Here is a 19,010-nt window from a genome sequence, read left to right as displayed (position 1 = left end):
AGTGGTTATTTCTTCAGATAAACGCTGCCTTTATGCAGCAGGTCTTGCCAACGCAGAATGTAGTAGTAGGTCCCCTCGGGCAGGTCTTTTGAACCCATCCCGCTCTCAGAGGAGCGGCCCGTCCATTTGTTGTCGTAAGGGGCCTGATGAAAAACCAGAATGCCCCAGCGGTTGTAAATCCATACTTCGTTTTGGGCATCTTCGGTGATGCCCGGGATGATCCAGGCATCGTTAACACCGTCCCTGTTGGGAGAAAAAGTAGTTGGAATAAGGGCCGAAAGAGAATCTTGCGAGGCGGCAGGGGAAGCTTCTGAAGGAGCTGTTTCTGTTTCGGTAAACAGAATACAGGCCTTGCTGTTCCCAACAGGCAAGAGCATCAAGGTCAGCAATAAAATGCTTAATAGAAGGTGCTTCATAGTCTGTCTTTTTGGTCAAAGTTACGACCTAAGACAACAGGAAAGGGGGTTTTTTGATGAAGTCCGGCTTTTTCGTCGCGAATCGAAAAGCTGCTGGGGTGAGTTTATTGTTTAAACTGTCTGATGGCTTCCCGGGCCCGTGCTTGTTCTTCTTTTATATGCGCAATTTCTTTTAACAGAAAGGAAATTTCATAGGCGTCGCGAATGGCTTCGCGGTCGAAACGTTCCATAATAATGTACTCGTATTTTTTCCCCCGAAATTGTACACGCAAGGGTTGGTCGTAGTTGGTGGCAATGAAGTCGACAATGCCATTGTCTTTACCCTCTTTGTAATTGACAATTTCCCATTTAAACTCGCCATCTTCAAAGCGCCGGTTGTTGAATCCGTCTTCCTCTACTTCTAAAGAACTGACCGACTGGTCGCGGTAATAGACACGAATTTGATTGTGCTTGATCCATTCGGTTCCGTGGTAGCGACTGGAGATGAAAAAATCGCCCGCTGTATTCAGGTGTGCTCTTAAAAAGCTTCGGTTGTAACTGTTTTCAGGCCGCTGTCTGCGATGAATGAGAACTGTTTCACTGCCGTATTCGTCGGATTCGATAAAGTTTTTAAGCATGGGCTGCAGCAGGGCCTCCTGGGCCTGCAGAGCGCTGTCCAGAAAAGCCAGGTTGCGCTCTTGCTCATTGATGTTGATTTCGGCCAGCAGATCCCTGGCTTTTGCGCTTTCTTCGGACAGGTCGCTGTAGGTCAGTAGTATAGAGTCGAGCTTGATTCGGGCCAGGTTGAAATTGCCGGCATCTCTTAGGGCAAGAGCTTCAGAAAGCTTCTCTTGGGCCTCCTCCTCACGTGAGGCGCCACAACCCATCAACAATAAAAGCGCTAAGAGATACAGGAGCCTGGTATTCGTCATCTTTCCACACATTTTAGTCTACGCTGCACAAATATATAAAAAATCCCTTTTGTCTGCCACTAGTTGCTTTTAACATTATTAAAGGCATTAAGGGCGGCTTGTAGTCTTGCAACTCCTGGTTTTTTTGTACCTTTGCTCAAATTTATTTCAAACCTCCAAAAAGCTTCACCCATGTCGTTTATTGAAGATCGCATTGTATCAGACGGATTAACCTTTGATGATGTTTTGCTGGTTCCGGCCTACTCGGAAGTGTTGCCCAGAGATGTTAGTCTGGCCTCTCCTTTTACCCGCAACATTATGCTGAACACGCCCATTGTGTCTGCTGCCATGGATACGGTTACCGAAGCCCGCCTGGCGATTGCTATTGCCCGCGAAGGCGGCATCGGCGTTATTCACAAAAACATGACTGTTGAGGAGCAGGCCCGTCAGGTTGAAACGGTGAAACGTGCAGAGAATGGGATGATTTATAATCCTGTAACCATACGTGAGGGCAGTTCTGTGGGCGATGCTTTAAATCTTATGGCCGAATATAAAATTGGGGGTATTCCGGTAGTGGACAGTAAAGGGTACCTGGTAGGTATCGTTACCAATCGGGATCTGCGCTTTGAGGTCAATATGAAGCGCTCAGTGGATGAAGTGATGACCCGTGATAATTTAATTACCACCAACCAGACTACGGACCTCGAAAAGGCCGCAGCCATTTTGCAACAGCATAAGATTGAGAAGTTGCCCGTGGTGGATAAGGACAATAAACTCATAGGCCTGGTTACATACAAGGATATCACCAAAGCCAAGGACAAACCTTTTGCCTGTAAGGATGAGAAAGGTCGTTTACGGGTAGCTGCCGGTGTGGGGGTAACCTTTAATACTTTTGAACGCATTGATGCGCTGGTGAAAGCCAATGTGGATGCCATTGTTATTGATACAGCACATGGGCACTCTACGGGCGTTATTGAAACGCTGAAGGAGACCAAACGTCGCTACCCTACCCTTGAAGTGGTGGTAGGGAATATTGCCACTGCTGAGGCCGCTTTGGATTTGGTAAAGGCCGGCGCAGACGGTGTAAAAGTGGGCATTGGTCCCGGTTCCATTTGTACTACCCGTGTGATTGCCGGAGTGGGCGTACCCCAGCTCTCGGCCATTTACGATGTGAGCAAGGCGCTTAAGGGATCTGGCGTACCCATTATTGCCGACGGAGGATTGCGCTACAGTGGCGACATAGTTAAAGCTCTTGCTGCCGGAGGGCATTCGGTAATGGCCGGTTCGCTGCTGGCCGGTGTGGAAGAGTCGCCAGGCGAAACCATCATTTTTAACGGACGAAAATTTAAGTCCTACCGCGGAATGGGCTCCATTGAAGCCATGCAGAAGGGCTCAAAAGACCGATATTTCCAGGATGTGGAAGACGATATTAAGAAATTGGTTCCTGAGGGGATTGCTGCAAGAGTTCCTTATAAAGGCACACTTTATGAAGTTATTTATCAGATGATTGGCGGACTTCGGGCCGGAATGGGGTATTGTGGTGCCAACAGTATTGATAAGTTACACAATGCCCGTTTCACCCGCGTTTCTTCAGCCGGGGTGACCGAGTCGCATCCCCACGATGTAACCATTACGAGTGAAGCGCCCAACTATTCTCGTTAAATATAGGAGTAATAACTTACAGAAGGGAGAACTGCGATGGTCGGTTTTCCCTTTTTTATTGACAGTTTATTGGAACAACTCTTAAATTTTAACTAATTTTCGCAGTCTTTTGGGTCCATGGGGTAAGTGGACCCGATTCTTGTTCAACCAGTACTTCCAATTATGATTATGAAACGACTTGCTTTTGTTTTTTTTATCAGCTGTTTTGGCTTTTTGGCACAGGCAGGAGAGTCAGAACCGATTTTGCGCATTGGAGAGGAGACGTTTGAAGCGGGTGAGTTTTGGCACGTTTTCAATAAGAACAGGCATCTGTCCGGGTTTTCTGAAAGTGCTGAAGAATTTGCAGAGCGATTCATTAATTACAAATTAAAAGTAGTGGAGGCCAGGCAGCAGGGCTTAGATACGCTGCCTTCATTTAAAAGAGAATTTGAGCGCTATGCACGGGAGTTGCAGGCTTCCTTTCTGGTGGATTCGGCTGCGCTTGATCAGGTAGTTGCTCAGGCGCACAACAATATGCAGGGGCTGGTAGAAGCCAGCCACCTTTTGCTGCAAGTGCCTCAGGATGCAAGCCCTGAAGATACCCTGGCGGCGTGGCAACGCATCAACGCGCTTCGCAGTCAGGCGCTTTCGGGTAGCGACTTTAACGAACTGGCAGCACGTCATTCCGAGGATCCTTCTGCCCAACAGAATAAAGGGTATTTGGGTTATTTTACTGCATTTAGAATGATTTACCCTTTCGAGGAGGCTGCGTTTGCTACCCCCGTTGATTCCATATCCCCGGTGTTTCGTACCCGTTTTGGTTACCATATCCTCAAAGTACACAACCGTCGCCCTAATCCTGGGAAAGTGCGCGTGGCCCACCTTATGAAAATGTTTTCTGAGCCCGGACCCACAGCCAGTGATTCTCAGCTGGAGACGGAGATTAACGATTTGTACCGCAGACTTCAGGAGGGGGCTGCTTTTAACGAGTTGGTACGAGCGCATTCTGACGACCGCAACAGTGTGGGACAAGATGGTGAGATGCCGGCTTTTGGCTGGGGAGAGATGATTCCTGAATTTGCAGAGGCGGCTTTTGCCTTGGAGGAAGATGCAGCGTTTTCGGCACCGGTAAGAACCGATTTCGGTTGGCACATTATAAAAAGATTGGAGCTGTTGCCAGTGGGTACCCTGGAGGAAGAGTATGCTTACATAATGAATATGCTGGGTCGTGATGGCCGTAATAATGCGGGGCGGCATGCCTTTATAGACAAATGCCTTAAGAGTGCCGAGTTTAGGCCCCAGGAAACAGTTGTTGCCCAGATTTATGCGGCCCTTGAGGGTCGTTCCGATAAAGCTTCGTTTTTGGCCGCACTGGGATCAGAGGAGCAGGTGTTGGTGCGATACAAGGGGGAGGAGCTTGCTTTGGCTGCTTTTAAGGAGCGGGCGCGACTGGATGAAGCATTTTCACCCCGCGCCGGAAAGGTTGCGGTGGACGGACTGTTGGAGGACTTGTCGCGCGAGCTGGTATTGGAAACCGAGAAGAAACAGCTGGCAGAGCACAATTCGGATTACCGGTATTTGGTGAATGAGTATTTCGATGGTTTGTTGATTTTTGAAATCAGTTCTCAGGAAATCTGGAACGAAGGGGCCAGTGATAGTCTGGCCTTGAGGACCTATTACAGCGAACATCTGGCTGAATTTACGCCTGCCCCTAAAATGACCGGGGCGGTTTGTGCCATAAATAATCGTTCTTTGCAGCGTCGGGTTGAAAAAAAACTTAGAAAGGAGCCAGGTACAACAAAAGTGGTACAAATATTGAAAGAAAGTGCCCGTAGTCCGAAGGATTACCATTGCGAAAGCGGGCAGTTTGCCTTTGTAGACGATGCCGGGCTTCCTCTGGATGCCGAACTGCTGCCTGTTGAAAGCGGGCTTCGCGACATGGGTAGTGTTTTGTATTGGGAAGGGAGTATTGAGAAAGCTGAGGTTCCCGCCTATGAGGAGGTGGCCGGTCAGGTAATGAATGCTTATCAGCAGCATCTGGAGGAAAAATGGGTTAAGGACTTGCGTGAGCGTCATCAACCTCAATTCTCTTATCCGATGTTGAAGAAATAATCTGTTGGTTCAAAGCCTGTTTTAAAAGTTGAAAATAATGCCAATAAAGACAATAAGTAGTTGGAGGAGTTTGTTATGGCTGGTGGTATTGTTCTGGCCCGGATGTAAGCCGGGAGATGGCACGCCTGAGCAGGAGCCGCTCGTTTCGGTGGGCAGTGAAGTGCTGACCAAGGAGGAATTGCGGGCTGCCGTACCCGAGCAGTTGTCGCCACAGGACAGCATGGCCATTGCCGAAGACTACATCAGTCGTTGGATCAGGAATCAACTTATGTTGCGTCAGGCTGAAATGAACCTGAGTCCCCAGGAAAAAGATGTGGAAAAGCTGCTGGATGAATACCGCACCTCTCTTTTGGTGCATTTGTATCAGCAAAAAATGCTGGAACAGAAGCACTCTCCCTTGGTTACAAGCCGTGAAATAGAAGAGTACTATGCGCAAATGAAAGACAATTTTAATTTGCAGGAAAGTATTATACAGGGGGTGTTTATTAAGGTGCGGAAAGATGCACCCGAACAGAGCTTTTTACAACGCTGGTACCGTTCTGCCGCATCCGAGGATCTCATTCATTTGGAGGCTTATTGTTTTCAGCATGCCCGTACTTACGAGCAGTTTATTGAAACTTGGGTGCCTTTCAGGCGCATCAATTCGATGCTGCCGCAACCCATGACCAATGAGCTGCAGTTTTTACGGTGGACCAAACACTACGAGACCAGTGATGAGGATTACAATTATTATTTGGCCATTCATGATTTTCAGCTTCCGGGTAGTGCAGCTCCGGTTGCTTTTGTAGAAGAGAGAATCCGGGCCATATTGCTCAATAAAAAGCGCATTGAATTTATCGAGACCCTGGGCAAGGATTTGTATGAAGAGGGGCTGCGTGAACGAATTGTGAATTTCTATTAGTCGTTAAAAGTACCTTAAATTAAGTATATGTTTGCATTTAATAAGCGTTTGGGCGGTCTGTTGGTGGGACTGGTAATGGGATTTCCGGCAGTCTGGGCCCAGGAAGGCAGTGTCATCGATGAGGTGATTGCCGTAGTGGGCGATAACCCTATTCTGCGTTCTGATGTAGAGTTTCAGTTTCAGCAGGCTATGATGCAGGGGGCCAATTTTCAGGGTGATCTCAAATGCCATATTTTTGAACAACTGTTGTTGCAGAATTTGTTGTTGGAACAGGCCAAGCTCGACAGTATTGAGGTGAGTGAAAATATGGTTATTTCTCAGGTTGACCGACAAATCAACGAGTTCATCAATCGTGCCGGCTCCAGGGAGAAGTTGGAAGAGTGGCTGAACAAACCCCTGCACCAAATCAAAATGGAGCAGCGTACCATTGTTCGTAACCAAATGCTTACTCAGCAGATGCAAGGACAGATTACCGATGGGGTAAAAGTTACGCCCGCCGAAATCCGGGCTTTTTACCGGCGTACCCCCGAAGACAGTCTGCCCATGGTCAACCCTCAGTTTGAAATTCAGCAAATAACCGTTTTTCCCCGCATTGAGGTGGACGAGACGGAGCGGGTTAAAGGGCGTTTAAGAGAGTTTCAGCGGCAGGTGGCCGAAGGACGAGATTTCGCCACACTGGCTGTGCTTTACTCGGAGGATCCGGGCTCAGCCGCACGGGGCGGTGAGTTGGGTTTTATGTCACGCGCCGAATTGGTGCCCGAGTTTGCTCAGGTGGCCTTTAATATGCAGGAACCGGGTCGGGTTTCAAAAATTGTGGAATCGGAGTTTGGCTTCCACATTATTCAGCTGGTCGAGCGTCAGGGCGACCGTGTAAATGTTCGCCATATTTTGATGCGTCCCAAGGCTTCTGCTGAAGCGGTGGAAGCGGCAAGGCAGCGTGCCGACTCTATTGCCGGGTTGGTGCGTGAGGAAGAGATGTCCTTTGAGGAAGCCGCCCTTCGGTTTTCGGCCGATAAAGATACCCGCATCAACGGGGGCTTAATGATCAATCCTTACGATCAGAGCACCAAATTTGAAATTCCGCAGATACAACCCGCCATCAATCGTCAGATCGAGAGTATGGAGGTGGGTGAGGTTTCGGATGCCTTTATGATGAAGGATGAGCGCCTGGGTAAGGATTATTTTTCTGTAGTACGTCTCAAGTCGAAGACCGAGGCGCACAGGGCCAATTTACGAGACGATTATCAGTTGCTGCAGTTGATCCTCGAAAACCAAAAGCGGGAGGAGACTTTTGAAAAATGGATTGTGGGCAAGCAGCGGGATACTTATATTTCCATCAGTCCCAATTGGATCAATTGCAGTTTTGAGTACGATGGCTGGCGTAAGTAAAAGAGCGCGACAATGAAAGTGGGTATGCGATTTTTGGGGGTGTTGGCTGTGGTGTTGTGGATGGGCGTATTGCCTGCCCAACAGCGAGAAGAGGGAAGAACTACCGTGCACATCGAACATGCCGATTACATGGAAGGAGCGGCCCGCTTTGGGAAGAATGTACAAGCGCTTTTTGGTAATGTGCGTTTTCGTCATCATCAAACCCTGATGCATTGCGACAGTGCCTTCTTTTACCGCGATTCCAATATGGTGCATGCCTACGGATCGGTGCATGTGATACAAAACGACAGCATTCATTTGTATGGAGATGTTTTGTATTACCGGGGGAATGAGGACAAAGCGATGGTTCGTGAAAATGTGCGTCTGGTCAACAAGAATGTCGTTCTGACAACGGAGTTTCTGGATTATGACCGCAGAAGTGATGTGGCGTATTATTACGATGGAGGTACCATTACCAGCGACAATAACGAACTGGTCAGCGATTGGGGCTACTACTACCCCAGAACAGAGGAGGCGCATTTTCGTAAGGAGGTGGTGGTAACCAACCCCGATTACAAGATGTATTCGGATACCTTGTTGTATTACACTATCCCCGAAATCATCAAAATTGTTGGTCCCACCACCATCATCAGCGAGCGAAACGTTATTTACTCGGAGGCCGGTTTTTACGACACGCAAAACGATGTGGCACAGTTGGAGCGAAACAGTTCCATCAAGGGGGAGACGCAGCTGCTTAAAGGAGACACCATTTATTATAACCGAAACAATGGTTTTGGGGAAGTTTTTTCCTCCATGCACTTGCAGGATTCGGCCAATCACCTGATTATTACCGGAGATTACGGTTACTACAACGAGCTGAGTCAGCGGGCACTGGCCACACGTCGTGCTGTGTTGATGCAGGTGCAGCAGAACGACACCTTGTTTTTGCATGCCGATACGCTTCGAGCCGACCCGATCGACAGCACGGAGTACAAACTCGTAAGGGCATACCACAATGTGAAGTTTTTCAGAACCGACTTCCAGGGGCGCTGTGATTCCATGGTGTACGACTTGCGCGATTCCATTAATACCTTTTACAAGGATCCCATATTGTGGGCCAACCAGAACCAGATGACGGCCGGAACCATTCGATTGCATACCCGGAATAATGCCCTGTACAAGGCTGAGTTACTCAGCAATGCTTTTGTGGTGGGACCCGAAGACAGTACGTCTTTTAACCAGATTAAAGGGCGTTCGATGACCGGGCACATTAAAGACAATAAACTGTACCGAATTGATGTGGAAGGAAATGGCCAGACCATTTACTATCCTAAGGAGGACGGTGCGGTGATTGGGGTGAATAAGGCCGAGTCGAGTAACTTAAGCATCTTACTGGAGGAGCAGCAGGTGACCGGAATTATTCTCAGGAAGGAACCGGCGGGACGATTGAATCCTCCGTATTTGCTGTCTGATGAAGCGCAACGATTGGAGGGTTTTCGTTGGTTGGAAGAATATCGTCCCAAAAAAATGGCGGATATTTTTATTCGGGAAGAGCATGAGCCTGAGGCGATACAACAAGTCAACTACAGCGATTTTCATTTTGATCGCTAAGTAAGTGATCGCATAAAAAAAAGGAACTGCAGTCCGACTGCAGTTCCTTTTTTATCTCTTTCAACATCCGCTAGTATTCGTCTTCATTAAAAAAGAAGTCGTCTTTGCTCGGGTAATCCGGCCAGATGTCTTCAATGCTTTCATAAATCTCCCCTTCATCTTCAATTTCCTGAAGGTTTTCGATTACTTCCAGAGGGGCTCCGGAGCGAATGGCAAAGTCAATTAATTCTTCTTTTGATGCAGGCCAGGGGGCATCTTCTAATTTTGCAGCCAATTCAAGAGTCCAGTACATAGTAATATTAGTTTAACCCTTAAAATTTGTGAATACTCCTTGTGTTCTTTCGGCGAAATTATAAAAAAAAATCAATCCTGCAAGTCGGGCTTCCATGGAATTTCTTCAATGCCAAAATAAGCCGCCAAATGGCGCGATAATACAAAGCAGTAATCCGACAGGCGATTGATGTAGCGCACCACCCATTGGTCCACCTCCACCTCGGCCTGCATGGCTACAATTCGGCGCTCGGCTCTCCGGCAAATGGTGCGGGAAATGTGGCATTGTGCTACAGCCGGATGGCCACCCGGGAGAACAAAATTTCGCAGGGGCGGAAGGGCGGCCTCCAGTTCGTCCATCTCCCTTTCCATAATTTCAATTTCGCTTTCTTCGGTTTTTAACCTTTGCCGCAAATCCGAAACTTCGGCATCGGTGGCCAGGTACGAGCCTATGGTGAAGAGTTGGTTTTGAATGCGAATGAGCGTCTGTGCACTGCGCTCATCAATGGGGTAGGAGCGAATCATCCCCAGGTGGGTGTTCAGTTCGTCTACGGTGCCGTAGGCTTCCAGTCGGTAATGGTCCTTAGGCACCCGGGTGCCACCAATGAGTCCCGTAGTTCCCTTATCGCCCGTTTTGGTATAGACCAGGCTTTTATTCATAGTGCGTAAAATAGTGTTTGGTATAAAGTTCATTAACAAACCGGGGGCAAAAGTGTTTGCCCCCGGTCGTTTTTATATTTTGCTTACGTCCTGGTTGCGTTCGTCCCGTTCAATTTCGCCATCTCGCAGGCGCAGTATCCGGTGTGCGTGTAAGGCAATATCTTCTTCGTGGGTAACCAATATAATGGTGTTGCCTCCCGCGTGTATGTCGGCAAAAAGCCGCATAATGTCGATGGAGGTCTTTGTGTCGAGGTTACCGGTGGGTTCGTCGGCCAAAATGATGGCCGGATTGTTGATGAGGGCCCTGGCTACCGCCACGCGCTGACGCTGTCCCCCCGAAAGCTCATTGGGTTTATGCAGCATCCTCTCGGCCAGTCCCACCCGCTCGAGCGCCTGCTTGCCGCGTTCGATGCGTTCGTGCTTGGGCACGCCGGCATATACCAGGGGCAGAATCACATTCTCCAGGGCAGAGTATTGATGTAAAAGATTGAAAGTCTGAAACACAAAGCCAATTTCCATGTTTCGAATCTCCGCCAGTCGGTCGTCGGTCAGGTGACTCACGTCGGTCCCGTTCAGAATATAGGTGCCGGCCGAGGGCGTGTCGAGGGCCCCGATAATGTTCATCAGGGTAGATTTTCCCGAACCCGAAGGGCCCATAATGGCCACGTAATCACCCCGTTCAATGGTGGTGCTTACCCCCCTGAGAGCCCGTACCACTTGCGTGCCTACCTCATAATTCTTTTCTATCCGCTCAATTTCAATGACGTTATCCATGCTTTGTTGTGTTTTTACCGGGGACTACCGCTTGGTTTTATTAATGTTTTTTGGACAGCCAGAGGTGCTTTTGGTTTAATGCTAAAAGCGTACCGTGAAGTGTTCTTTTTTGTTTTCGCGCCTGAAAAAGACCAGGCCCAGACGCAAAAGATCCAGGGAAACGGTGACTTTTGGGTGGGCACAAATTTTCTCCCAGGCCCGTTCCATGCCGGGCGACCAGTGAATGTCGTCGAACACAAAAAGGGTGTTGTTGTGTGCCCGGGGCAAGCATGCTTCAAAATAACTTAGGGTCGCCTCTTCCCGGTGATCGCCGTCGAAAAACACCAGGTCGGGCCGGGGCATAAGTTCCAGCGCACGCGGTAATTGGCTGGCAAAGGGTCCTTCGAGTACCTGAATGTGTTCGGCGCCAAAGTGGGCAAAGGCAGCACGGGCTACCCTGGCGCTCTCGGGGCAGCCTTCCAGACTTATTGTTTTTCCTTTTTTGTACGGTAAGGCCAGGTAAAGGGTGCTGATGCCTGTGGAGGTGCCCAATTCCAATACATTTCGTGCTTCAAAGCGAACCGCCAGTCGATACAACAATTCTCCGTATTTCTTTGGCAGGGCGCCGTCTTTAACCAGCTTGCCCACTGTTGTATTTTGTTGTCGGGTGACTTTGGAGCCGGCGCCCAGGTCGGTTTTTTCCATGACTTGCTTACTTCGAAGTTGGGCCTGACGCCATGCTTCGATGCGCTCAAAGTCGTAATAAACCTGCTTTTCGCGGAAAAGGTGACTCACCAAATCAAAAATAAAGGGCGACTGTATGCCGAAACCTTTAAAATGGTTGGACTTGAGGGAGTAGTTGAGTGTTCGTTTTGCCAGATGCCAGTTCACAGTACCGAATTTAGTATCCTAAGGCAAAGATAACAAAAAAGCAGAGCTGCCGCTGTAGTGCAGCGGCAGTGCTTGTATCCTTCAATCCTTTCTCCTATTTTTGGACTTCGAATCATGTCCGAACTTGCTACTTTAAATATCATGTACCTGCCGGGGGTAGGGCCCAAGAAGGCAGAGGTGCTCAAGCAGGAGCTGCGTATGGTTTCTTACGAAGACTTGCTTTATCATTTTCCCTATCGCTATGTCGACCGCAGCCGCATCTACAGCATCTCCGAAGTCAGCGCAGATATGCAACACATTCAGCTGAAGGGACAGGTGCTTTCTTTGCGCACAGTTGGTGAAGGCCGCAGCAAGAGGATGACTGCTGCTTTTACAGATGGGACGGGCCAGGTAGAATTGGTTTGGTTCAAGGGCCTCAAATTTGTTAGGGGCAGTCTGGCAGCAGGGGTGACCTACCTCGTTTTTGGCAAGCCCTCTGTCTTTAACGGGGGCATAAACATTGTACATCCCGAATTGGAGCGTTTCGAAGAGAATAAGGCCCGATTGCAGGCCGGCTTGCAGCCTCAGTACAACACTACGGAAAGGATGAAAAGTAGTTTTCTCAGCTCCAAGGCCCTGCAGAAGCTGGTGTTTAGTCTGTTCCAGACCTACAAAGGAATGATACCGGAGACGCTGCCGGCTTATTTGCTGCAGCAACACCGCCTGATGTATTTGAACGAGGCCTTGCGCACCATTCATTTTCCAGCCTCAACCCAGGATCTGGAGAAGGCTCGTTTTCGCCTTAAGCTGGAGGAGTTGTTTTACATTCAGCTGAACATCCTGCGCCTGAAGAACCAGCGTTCGAAAACGATTCGGGGCCATGTATTTACTCAGGTTGGTGCTTACCTCAATACCTTTTATAAAAACCATCTGACTTTTGAATTGACCGAGGCCCAAAAGAGAGTCATCCGGGAGATGCGTCAGGATATGGGCAGCGGGCGACAAATGAATCGTTTGTTGCAGGGCGACGTGGGCAGTGGGAAAACGCTGGTGGCGCTGATGGTTATGTTGATTGCCCTTGACAATAAGTTTCAGGCCTGCCTGATGGCACCCACTGAAATTCTGGCTCAGCAACACTATGCCACCATCGCAGCCCAGGTGGCTCCTTTGGGGATCAATGTGGCCTTACTTACTGGCTCTACCCGCAAGAAGCAGCGCGAGGAAATTGATGCAGCCTTGCGTTCGGGCAGCATACAAATTCTGATTGGGACGCACGCCCTGATTGAAGATACGGTGGTTTTCGGCCATTTGGGTTTGGTGGTGATCGACGAGCAACACCGCTTTGGGGTGGAGCAGCGGGCGCGGCTTTGGCGTAAGAACCAGCAGCCCCCACACGTTTTGGTGATGACGGCCACCCCCATTCCCCGAACCTTGGCTATGACGGTGTATGGTGATTTGGAGGTCTCGGTAATTGATGAGCTGCCTCCTGGTCGTAAACCCATACAAACCCAACATCAGTACCACAACCGGCGCAACGAGTTGAATCGTTTTTTGCATCAGGAGATTGCCCGTGGACGACAGGTTTATGTGGTGTATCCCCTCATCGACGAGTCGGAAAAGATGGATTTTAAAAATTTGTCGGAGGGCTACGAATACATGCAGAAGGCCTTTCCCGATTGCAAGGTGGTGATGGTACACGGACGCATGAAGCCGGCAGAGAAAGATGCCGCCATGCAGGTCTTTGCCTCTGGCGAGGCCCAGATTATGGTGGCTACTACTGTGATAGAGGTTGGCGTTAATGTGCCCAATGCCTCGGTGATGATTATAGAAAGTGCCGAGCGTTTTGGGCTCTCCCAGTTGCACCAGTTGCGGGGCAGAGTGGGACGGGGAGCCGAGCAAAGCTATTGCATACTTATGACCAGTTATAAGTTGGCCGAGGAGAGTCGTAAACGTATGGAGATTATGGTTCGTACCAACGACGGTTTCGAGATTGCCGAAGCCGACATGAAAATGCGCGGCCCCGGTGACTTGGAAGGGACCCAGCAGTCGGGCCTCCCCTTTGAGCTGAAAATTGCTCATCTGGGTCGCGATCAGCAGATTTTGCAGCTGGGTCGGGACATTGCGCTGAAAGTGCTGGAGCAGGACCCCTTGTTGGAGCAGGAGCAGAATCAGCTGCTGGTGCGCCAGCTTAAAAAGCTGGCGCGTGCCAAAATCAATTGGGCCATGATCAGCTGATTGCTTTTGGTTATTGTGCTTCTCTTATTGAATGATCAGTTTTAGGGTGTGGTTTTCGGCACCCCTGCTAATTTGTGCCAAATATAGGCCGGGCTCCAGGTCGGGGGCTAAGGTTTGTGGGGTTTTATTCAATTGAAAAACGCCCTGTATTTGGCCTTGAAGGTTGCTTATGGTGAGTGTGCTTCCGGCTTGGTGTCCGCTGAGTGTGAAGTAACCATTGGAGGGGTTGGGGTGCAGTTGTAGGTCTCCAAGTGTATTGTTTTCGAGTGAGCTTGGAGTTGGTTCAACCAGCGCCAGTAATTGGTGCCCTCCGTTTTCAAAGCAGCCCCATTGAATAACATTGGCCCCATCTGCCTGAGAAGCGTTGCCTACTTCCACACAGCGATTGCTGTTGCGGTTAATGAGGTAATACCCATTGGGTCCTTGTTCTAAGGCAAACTGCTGTCCGTTGCCGCCCCAATATTCCCAAAGGTTTATGTTGGCGCCGTTCTCTACAGAGATTTCAAACACATCGAAGGATTGCTCCGGATTCATCTGGGGACGGATACTGTGCCAGTTGTTGCCCAGGTGGGTGATCTCGAAGTATTGGGTGTTCTGCCCGGTAAATGGGTGTTGCGCCAGGTTGGAACCATTTTCTGCCGGGGTGTTTTCAATGGTAATGGCTTTTTGACTGTGCTGAAACACCAAGGCATAGGTGCCGTTGATTTGTGCCAGTTCCACACCATTGGGACCGGCTAGGGGCCAACCGTTCTCAAACGAAAGGGTGGTGGTCAGCATACGCGGATAACCGTTGCTGAACCCGTCGTAATAGTGATAAGTAAGAGTGTTTTCACGATATCCAATGTGACCCGGGCCCACCACATGTCCCTGTTGTGAACTTAAAAACTGACGGGTTCCGGTATAGGGACCGGTAATATTGGTCGAACGGGAGACCTCCACATAGTAGGTGCTTTCGAGCAATTGACAACACTTGCCACGATTAATAAACAGGTAGTAATAGCCATCGTGTTTCAGGATATAGGGGGCTTCATAGTCCTGATGGTTGCCTCCTGCAATCTTGGTGAGCGTACCCACAGTTTTGCCGGTTTCGGGGTCGATTTCCACCACGGCTATTCCCCCAAAAAAGGAGCCGTAGGACATCCAGATGCGATCGTCATCGTCGCGAAAGAGTGCCGGGTCGATGGCGTTAATGTCGCTAATACTGCCATTGGAGCTGACAACCAGCCCTTGGTCCTCCCACTGCGGATTGGCCAGAGTGGGTGTTCGTGTTACGCCAATGGCTGAGCGTGAGCTGCCAAAAGAAGAGGCCGAGTAGTAGAGGTAGTAATAGCCATTCATGTATATGACTCCGGGGGCCCAGAAGTTGCCGCCAAAATCAGTGACATACTGATCGATCCAGGCAGGATATTGTGAGGGGTTCAGTGGGGAGGGTTCCTCTCTGAAGTCGCTGAACTGCGGATTCGATGACGAAAGGGCGTAGACCCCGTCTCCGGTTGCAAATACATAGTAGCGGTCATCCTCACCTTTGATGATGGCAGAAGGATCGTGCACGGGTCCCTGCGCTTCTAGTGCCGTTACTCCAACCATGAAAAGGCTGAAGAAAAGGACCATATTAAGAAGATTGCCCCTTTTTTTGGGGCGCACAATGGACAGGTAGTGAAACAGCATAAGCATAAATTTGGTTAGCAACTGAGGCAAAGAAACTTATATTAACACAAACTGGGGAGGACGGAGCGATAAAGACGGGGGATGGATGTTGCCATAATTATTTTTGTCGGGATGGATCAGCATGGCAATATTCGCTTACTTTTGCGACAATAAGATCATGCTATGCTCATCGACTTTCCCGATTTTGTACTCCGCAGTATGGAGGCCGCCGATGCCGAAGATTACTTTTGGCTTTACAGTCACCCCGAGGTGGCGCGCTACGACGATTTTGCGCCGCTGACCAGGGCCGAGTTGCGGATAGATATGGAAAGGATAGCGGCCTACAGCGCTGAGAGTCCCTACCTGGAATTGGCCGTAGTGTCCAAAAGCTGTGGACGCATGATTGGGGTGCTGACCATCGACAGGAAGCGCTGCTACATTTATCTGGGTTACCATTTTCATCCCGACTTTCAGGGGAAAGGCTATGCCCTGCGCTCGATGCAGGCACTGCTTTCCACTTTAACCAGCGATGAGCAGGCACGTCTGCGCATTGTCAGTCACCCCCAAAACAAGGCCTCCATTGCCCTGGCCGGGCGCCTGGGCTTCCGCTACCTCAAACGGCGCTACCCCAAGGGCAGTCCCGAGCTGATTTTTGGCTTTAACGGACAGCTTGGTGCTGTGGCCTCCAAAGCTTAATCCCGCTTAAACTCCGGCTCCATCATCAGGAACTGACCGGTGTAACTGTTTTTTACTTTAAGGATTTCTTCCGGTGTACCGGTAGCAACCAGCTGGCCCCCTTTGCGGCCCCCTTCGGGACCAATATCGATGAGGTGATCGGCCGCTTTAATGACATCCAGGTTGTGCTCAATCACAATCACCGTGTTGCCCCGGTCCACCAACTTATTGAGCACCTCCAGCAAGACCCGGATGTCTTCAAAATGCAGACCCGTAGTGGGCTCATCCAGAATGTAGATGGTTTTGCCGGTGTCTTTCTTGGCCAGTTCGGAGGACAGTTTTACCCGCTGCGACTCGCCCCCCGAGAGGGTTGTGGACGACTGCCCCAATTTGATGTAGCCGAGTCCCACCAACTGCAACATCTTGATTTTGTGCTGCAGTTTGGGGATGTTTTCGAAGAACTCCACCGCCTGATTGATGGTCATGTTGAGCACATCGCTGATGTTTTTCCCCTTAAAGCGCACCTCCAGGGTTTCCCGGTTGTAACGCTTCCCGCCACAATCGGGACACTCGACCATCACATCGGGCAAAAAGTTCATTTCTATAACCTGGGCACCGCCCCCTTTGCAGGTCTCACAGCGACCTCCCGCCACGTTAAAGCTGAAGCGTCCGGGTGTATAGGCCCGAATCTTGGATTCGGGCAGTTCTGCATATAGTTTGCGGATTTCGTCGAATATTTTGGTGTAGGTAGCCGGATTGGAGCGGGGCGTACGTCCCAGGGGCGACTGATCCACATCCACCACCTTGTCGACCAGTTCCAGGCCCTTTATTTTTTTATAGGCCAGCGGCTCCTTTACCCCCTTGTAAACATGTTGGTTAAGAATGGGGTAGAGGGTTTCGTTGATGAGGGTGGACTTGCCGCTGCCCGATACGCCGGTCACGCAAATGAATTTGCCCAGGGGAAAGGCTACGTCAATGTTTTTGAGGTTGTTGCCCGAAGCACCCAGTAATTTGAGTTGCTTTCCGCTGCCTTCGCGTCGTTTTTCGGACATAGGAATGCTTTTGCGTCCGGTCAGGTAATCGGCCGTCAGCGACTGTCCGTTGAGTACCTGCAGGGGGGTACCCTGATTCACGACCTTGCCGCCATGGCGACCGGCATGGGGGCCCATGTCAATCAGGTGGTCGGCAGCCATCATCATATCGCGGTCGTGTTCTACCACCAAAACGGAGTTGCCCGTATCGCGCAGTTGTTTCAGAGAGTCGATGAGGCGGTGGTTGTCGCGTTGGTGAAGTCCGATAGAAGGCTCGTCGAGTATGTACAGCACATTTACCAACTGAGAACCGATTTGGGTGGCCAGACGGATGCGCTGGCTCTCTCCACCTGAGAGGGTCATCGCGCCGCGGTCCAGTGCCAGGTAATCGAGGCCCACATCTACCATAAAGCCCAGGCGCGAACGTATTTCTTTCAGAATTTCGGTGGCAATGACCTTTTGGCGTTCGCTCAGGCGCTCTTCCAGGCCCTCAAACCACTGCCTCAGTTCGCTCAGATCCATGGCCGAGAGCTCGGCAATGTTTTTACCGGCAATTTTAAAGTGCAGCGCTTCTTTGTTTAAGCGCTGGCCCTGACAATCGGGACAGGTTTTTCCGGTGATGTATTGGCCGGCCCAGCGTTTGGCCTTGGCCCCTGTATCGTTTTGCTGTTGGTCAAGAATGTATTTGATGACCCCGCCAAAACTCAGAAAATAGTTGGAGTTGCTGCCCAGGGGGGTGTTTTTGAGTGTCAGTGGTTCGCTGGTACCATGGAGGATGGCCTCCAGGGCCTCCTCCGGAAGATTTTCTATGCTGGTTTTCAGGGTAAAGCCGTAGCGTTCGGCCAGTGCTTCCAGTTGCCAGAAAATCAGTGTATTGCGGTATTTGCCCAGGGGGGCAATGCCGCCCCGGTAGATACTCAGTTTGCGGTCGGGGATGATTTTGTCCATATCGGCCACGTCCACTGTTCCCAGTCCCTTACACTTGGGACAGGCGCCTTGGGGAGAGTTGAAGGAGAAGGAGTGGGGGGCCGGTTCGTTGTACGAAAGGCCGGTTTGGGGACACATCAACAGGCGACTGAAAAAGCGGGGTTCTTCCTGGTCCTTTTCGAGCAACATAATGGTGTTGTGCCCCTGTTTCATGGCAACTTTTATCGATTCCTCCAGTCGTTTCCGGTCCTTGCTTTCCACCCGAAGCTTATCTACAACCACCTCTATAAAGTGGTTTTTGTAGCGGTCCACTTTCATGTTGTGGCGGATTTCCTGCACCTGTCCGTCTACCCGTACATGAATGAAGCCCTTGCGACGAATTTGCTCAAACAGTTCTTTGTAATGCCCTTTTCGTCCCTTAATCATGGGGGCCAGTACGTACACGTTTTTGCCTTCAAATTGGTCCAGTATCAGATCGATGATTTGACTGTCGGTGTACTTGACCATTTTTTCGCCTGAGAGGTAGGAAAAGGCTTCTCCGGCACGGGCGTAGAGGAGGCGCAAAAAGTCGTAAATCTCTGTGATGGTGCCTACGGTGGAGCGGGGGTTTTTGCCGGTGGTTTTTTGCTCGATGGAGATGACGGGACTCAGGCCGGTGATTTTGTCGACATCGGGGCGCTCCATGCCGCCCAGAAATTGCCGGGCGTAGGCCGAGAAGGTCTCAATGTAACGCCGTTGTCCCTCGGCATAGATGGTGTCAAAGGCCAGGGACGATTTGCCGCTGCCGCTCAGGCCTGTAATCACTACGAGGCGGTGTCGCGGTATGCTTAAATCTATGTTTTTCAGGTTGTGTACCCGGGCGCCCAATATATCTATTTGTCCGGCTTCCTCTACCGGATCGTTGTTGGTCCACTCAGCTCCTTCTTGCATAATTTTATCCATCAAAAGTAACTCGCAAAGATAATAAAAGAAAGTCAGACAAGCACGGAACTCGGGTGGTCGT

15 protein-coding genes are annotated in these 19,010 nt (G+C 50.1%); 7 read left to right on the top strand and 8 right to left on the bottom strand.

Translation table 11 applies throughout. The features are described from left to right. Positions 1–5: 5 nt before the first annotated feature. Positions 6–416: a gliding motility-associated C-terminal domain-containing protein gene (locus B4W65_RS05260; RefSeq protein WP_088654081.1), complete on the bottom strand. Its 411-nt coding sequence runs from the start codon at positions 414–416 to the stop codon at positions 6–8. Positions 417–520: 104 nt separating this feature from the next. Continuing rightward, positions 521–1,327 (bottom strand): hypothetical protein, encoded by an 807-nt coding sequence (locus tag B4W65_RS05255; RefSeq protein WP_088654269.1) that lies wholly within the window; start codon positions 1,325–1,327, stop codon positions 521–523. A gap of 171 nt (positions 1,328–1,498) precedes the next feature. Here B4W65_RS05255 and guaB point away from each other — a divergent pair, with 171 nt between their 5' ends. From guaB to B4W65_RS05230, 5 genes are all read left to right on the top strand, one after another. Beyond that, the gene (guaB, locus tag B4W65_RS05250; RefSeq protein WP_088654080.1) at positions 1,499–2,968 is read left to right on the top strand and encodes an IMP dehydrogenase; all 1,470 of its coding nucleotides are present in this window, start codon (positions 1,499–1,501) and stop codon (positions 2,966–2,968) included. 162 nt (positions 2,969–3,130) lie between these two features. Beyond that, on the top strand, positions 3,131–5,059 hold the full coding sequence (locus B4W65_RS05245; protein ID WP_088654079.1) for a peptidylprolyl isomerase: 1,929 nt from the start codon (positions 3,131–3,133) through the stop codon (positions 5,057–5,059). 37 nt (positions 5,060–5,096) lie between these two features. After that, on the top strand, positions 5,097–5,960 hold the full coding sequence (locus B4W65_RS05240) for a hypothetical protein (protein WP_240509487.1): 864 nt from the start codon (positions 5,097–5,099) through the stop codon (positions 5,958–5,960). 27 nt (positions 5,961–5,987) lie between these two features. Further along, complete coding sequence (locus B4W65_RS05235; protein ID WP_088654078.1) at positions 5,988–7,349, top strand: peptidylprolyl isomerase; 1,362 nt, start codon at positions 5,988–5,990, stop codon at positions 7,347–7,349. Between the two features lie 12 nt (positions 7,350–7,361). Beyond that, positions 7,362–8,939 carry an OstA-like protein gene (locus B4W65_RS05230; RefSeq protein ID WP_088654077.1) on the top strand — a complete coding sequence of 526 codons (1,578 nt, stop codon included), beginning with the start codon at positions 7,362–7,364 and terminating at the stop codon, positions 8,937–8,939. Positions 8,940–9,009: 70 nt separating this feature from the next. Here the strand turns inward: B4W65_RS05230 and B4W65_RS05225 are convergent, their stop codons facing one another. From B4W65_RS05225 to B4W65_RS05210, 4 genes are all read right to left on the bottom strand, one after another. After that, on the bottom strand, positions 9,010–9,231 hold the full coding sequence (locus tag B4W65_RS05225; protein WP_088654076.1) for a DUF2795 domain-containing protein: 222 nt from the start codon (positions 9,229–9,231) through the stop codon (positions 9,010–9,012). Between the two features lie 71 nt (positions 9,232–9,302). Next, positions 9,303–9,869, bottom strand: a complete 567-nt coding sequence (locus B4W65_RS05220) for a cob(I)yrinic acid a,c-diamide adenosyltransferase (RefSeq protein ID WP_088654075.1) — start codon at positions 9,867–9,869, stop codon at positions 9,303–9,305. A 72-nt stretch (positions 9,870–9,941) separates the two neighbouring features. After that, positions 9,942–10,643, bottom strand: coding sequence for an ABC transporter ATP-binding protein (locus tag B4W65_RS05215; protein ID WP_088654074.1), 702 nt, complete (start codon positions 10,641–10,643; stop codon positions 9,942–9,944). A gap of 81 nt (positions 10,644–10,724) precedes the next feature. Further along, on the bottom strand, positions 10,725–11,513 hold the full coding sequence (locus tag B4W65_RS05210; RefSeq protein WP_088654073.1) for an O-methyltransferase: 789 nt from the start codon (positions 11,511–11,513) through the stop codon (positions 10,725–10,727). A 114-nt stretch (positions 11,514–11,627) separates the two neighbouring features. Here B4W65_RS05210 and recG point away from each other — a divergent pair, with 114 nt between their 5' ends. Next, the gene (gene recG, locus B4W65_RS05205) at positions 11,628–13,727 is read left to right on the top strand and encodes an ATP-dependent DNA helicase RecG (protein WP_088654267.1); all 2,100 of its coding nucleotides are present in this window, start codon (positions 11,628–11,630) and stop codon (positions 13,725–13,727) included. Positions 13,728–13,751: 24 nt separating this feature from the next. Here the strand turns inward: recG and B4W65_RS05200 are convergent, their stop codons facing one another. Next, a complete protein-coding gene (locus tag B4W65_RS05200) occupies positions 13,752–15,395 on the bottom strand; it encodes a family 43 glycosylhydrolase (RefSeq protein ID WP_158522779.1) in 1,644 nt (547 codons plus the stop codon). Positions 15,396–15,557: 162 nt separating this feature from the next. Between B4W65_RS05200 and B4W65_RS05195 the strand changes: the two genes are divergently transcribed. Further along, on the top strand, positions 15,558–16,070 hold the full coding sequence (locus B4W65_RS05195; RefSeq protein WP_088654071.1) for a GNAT family N-acetyltransferase: 513 nt from the start codon (positions 15,558–15,560) through the stop codon (positions 16,068–16,070). Here B4W65_RS05195 and uvrA read toward each other — a convergent pair. Beyond that, a complete protein-coding gene (gene uvrA, locus B4W65_RS05190) occupies positions 16,067–18,937 on the bottom strand; it encodes an excinuclease ABC subunit UvrA (protein WP_088654266.1) in 2,871 nt (956 codons plus the stop codon). The genes B4W65_RS05195 and uvrA overlap by 4 nt on opposite strands. Between the last annotated feature and the right edge of the window lie 73 nt (positions 18,938–19,010).

It is taken from the genome of Geofilum rhodophaeum (assembly GCF_002210225.1).
Lineage (GTDB): Bacteria > Bacteroidota > Bacteroidia > Bacteroidales > Marinilabiliaceae > Geofilum > Geofilum rhodophaeum.
This window is presented reverse-complemented; position numbering and strand designations above follow the sequence as displayed.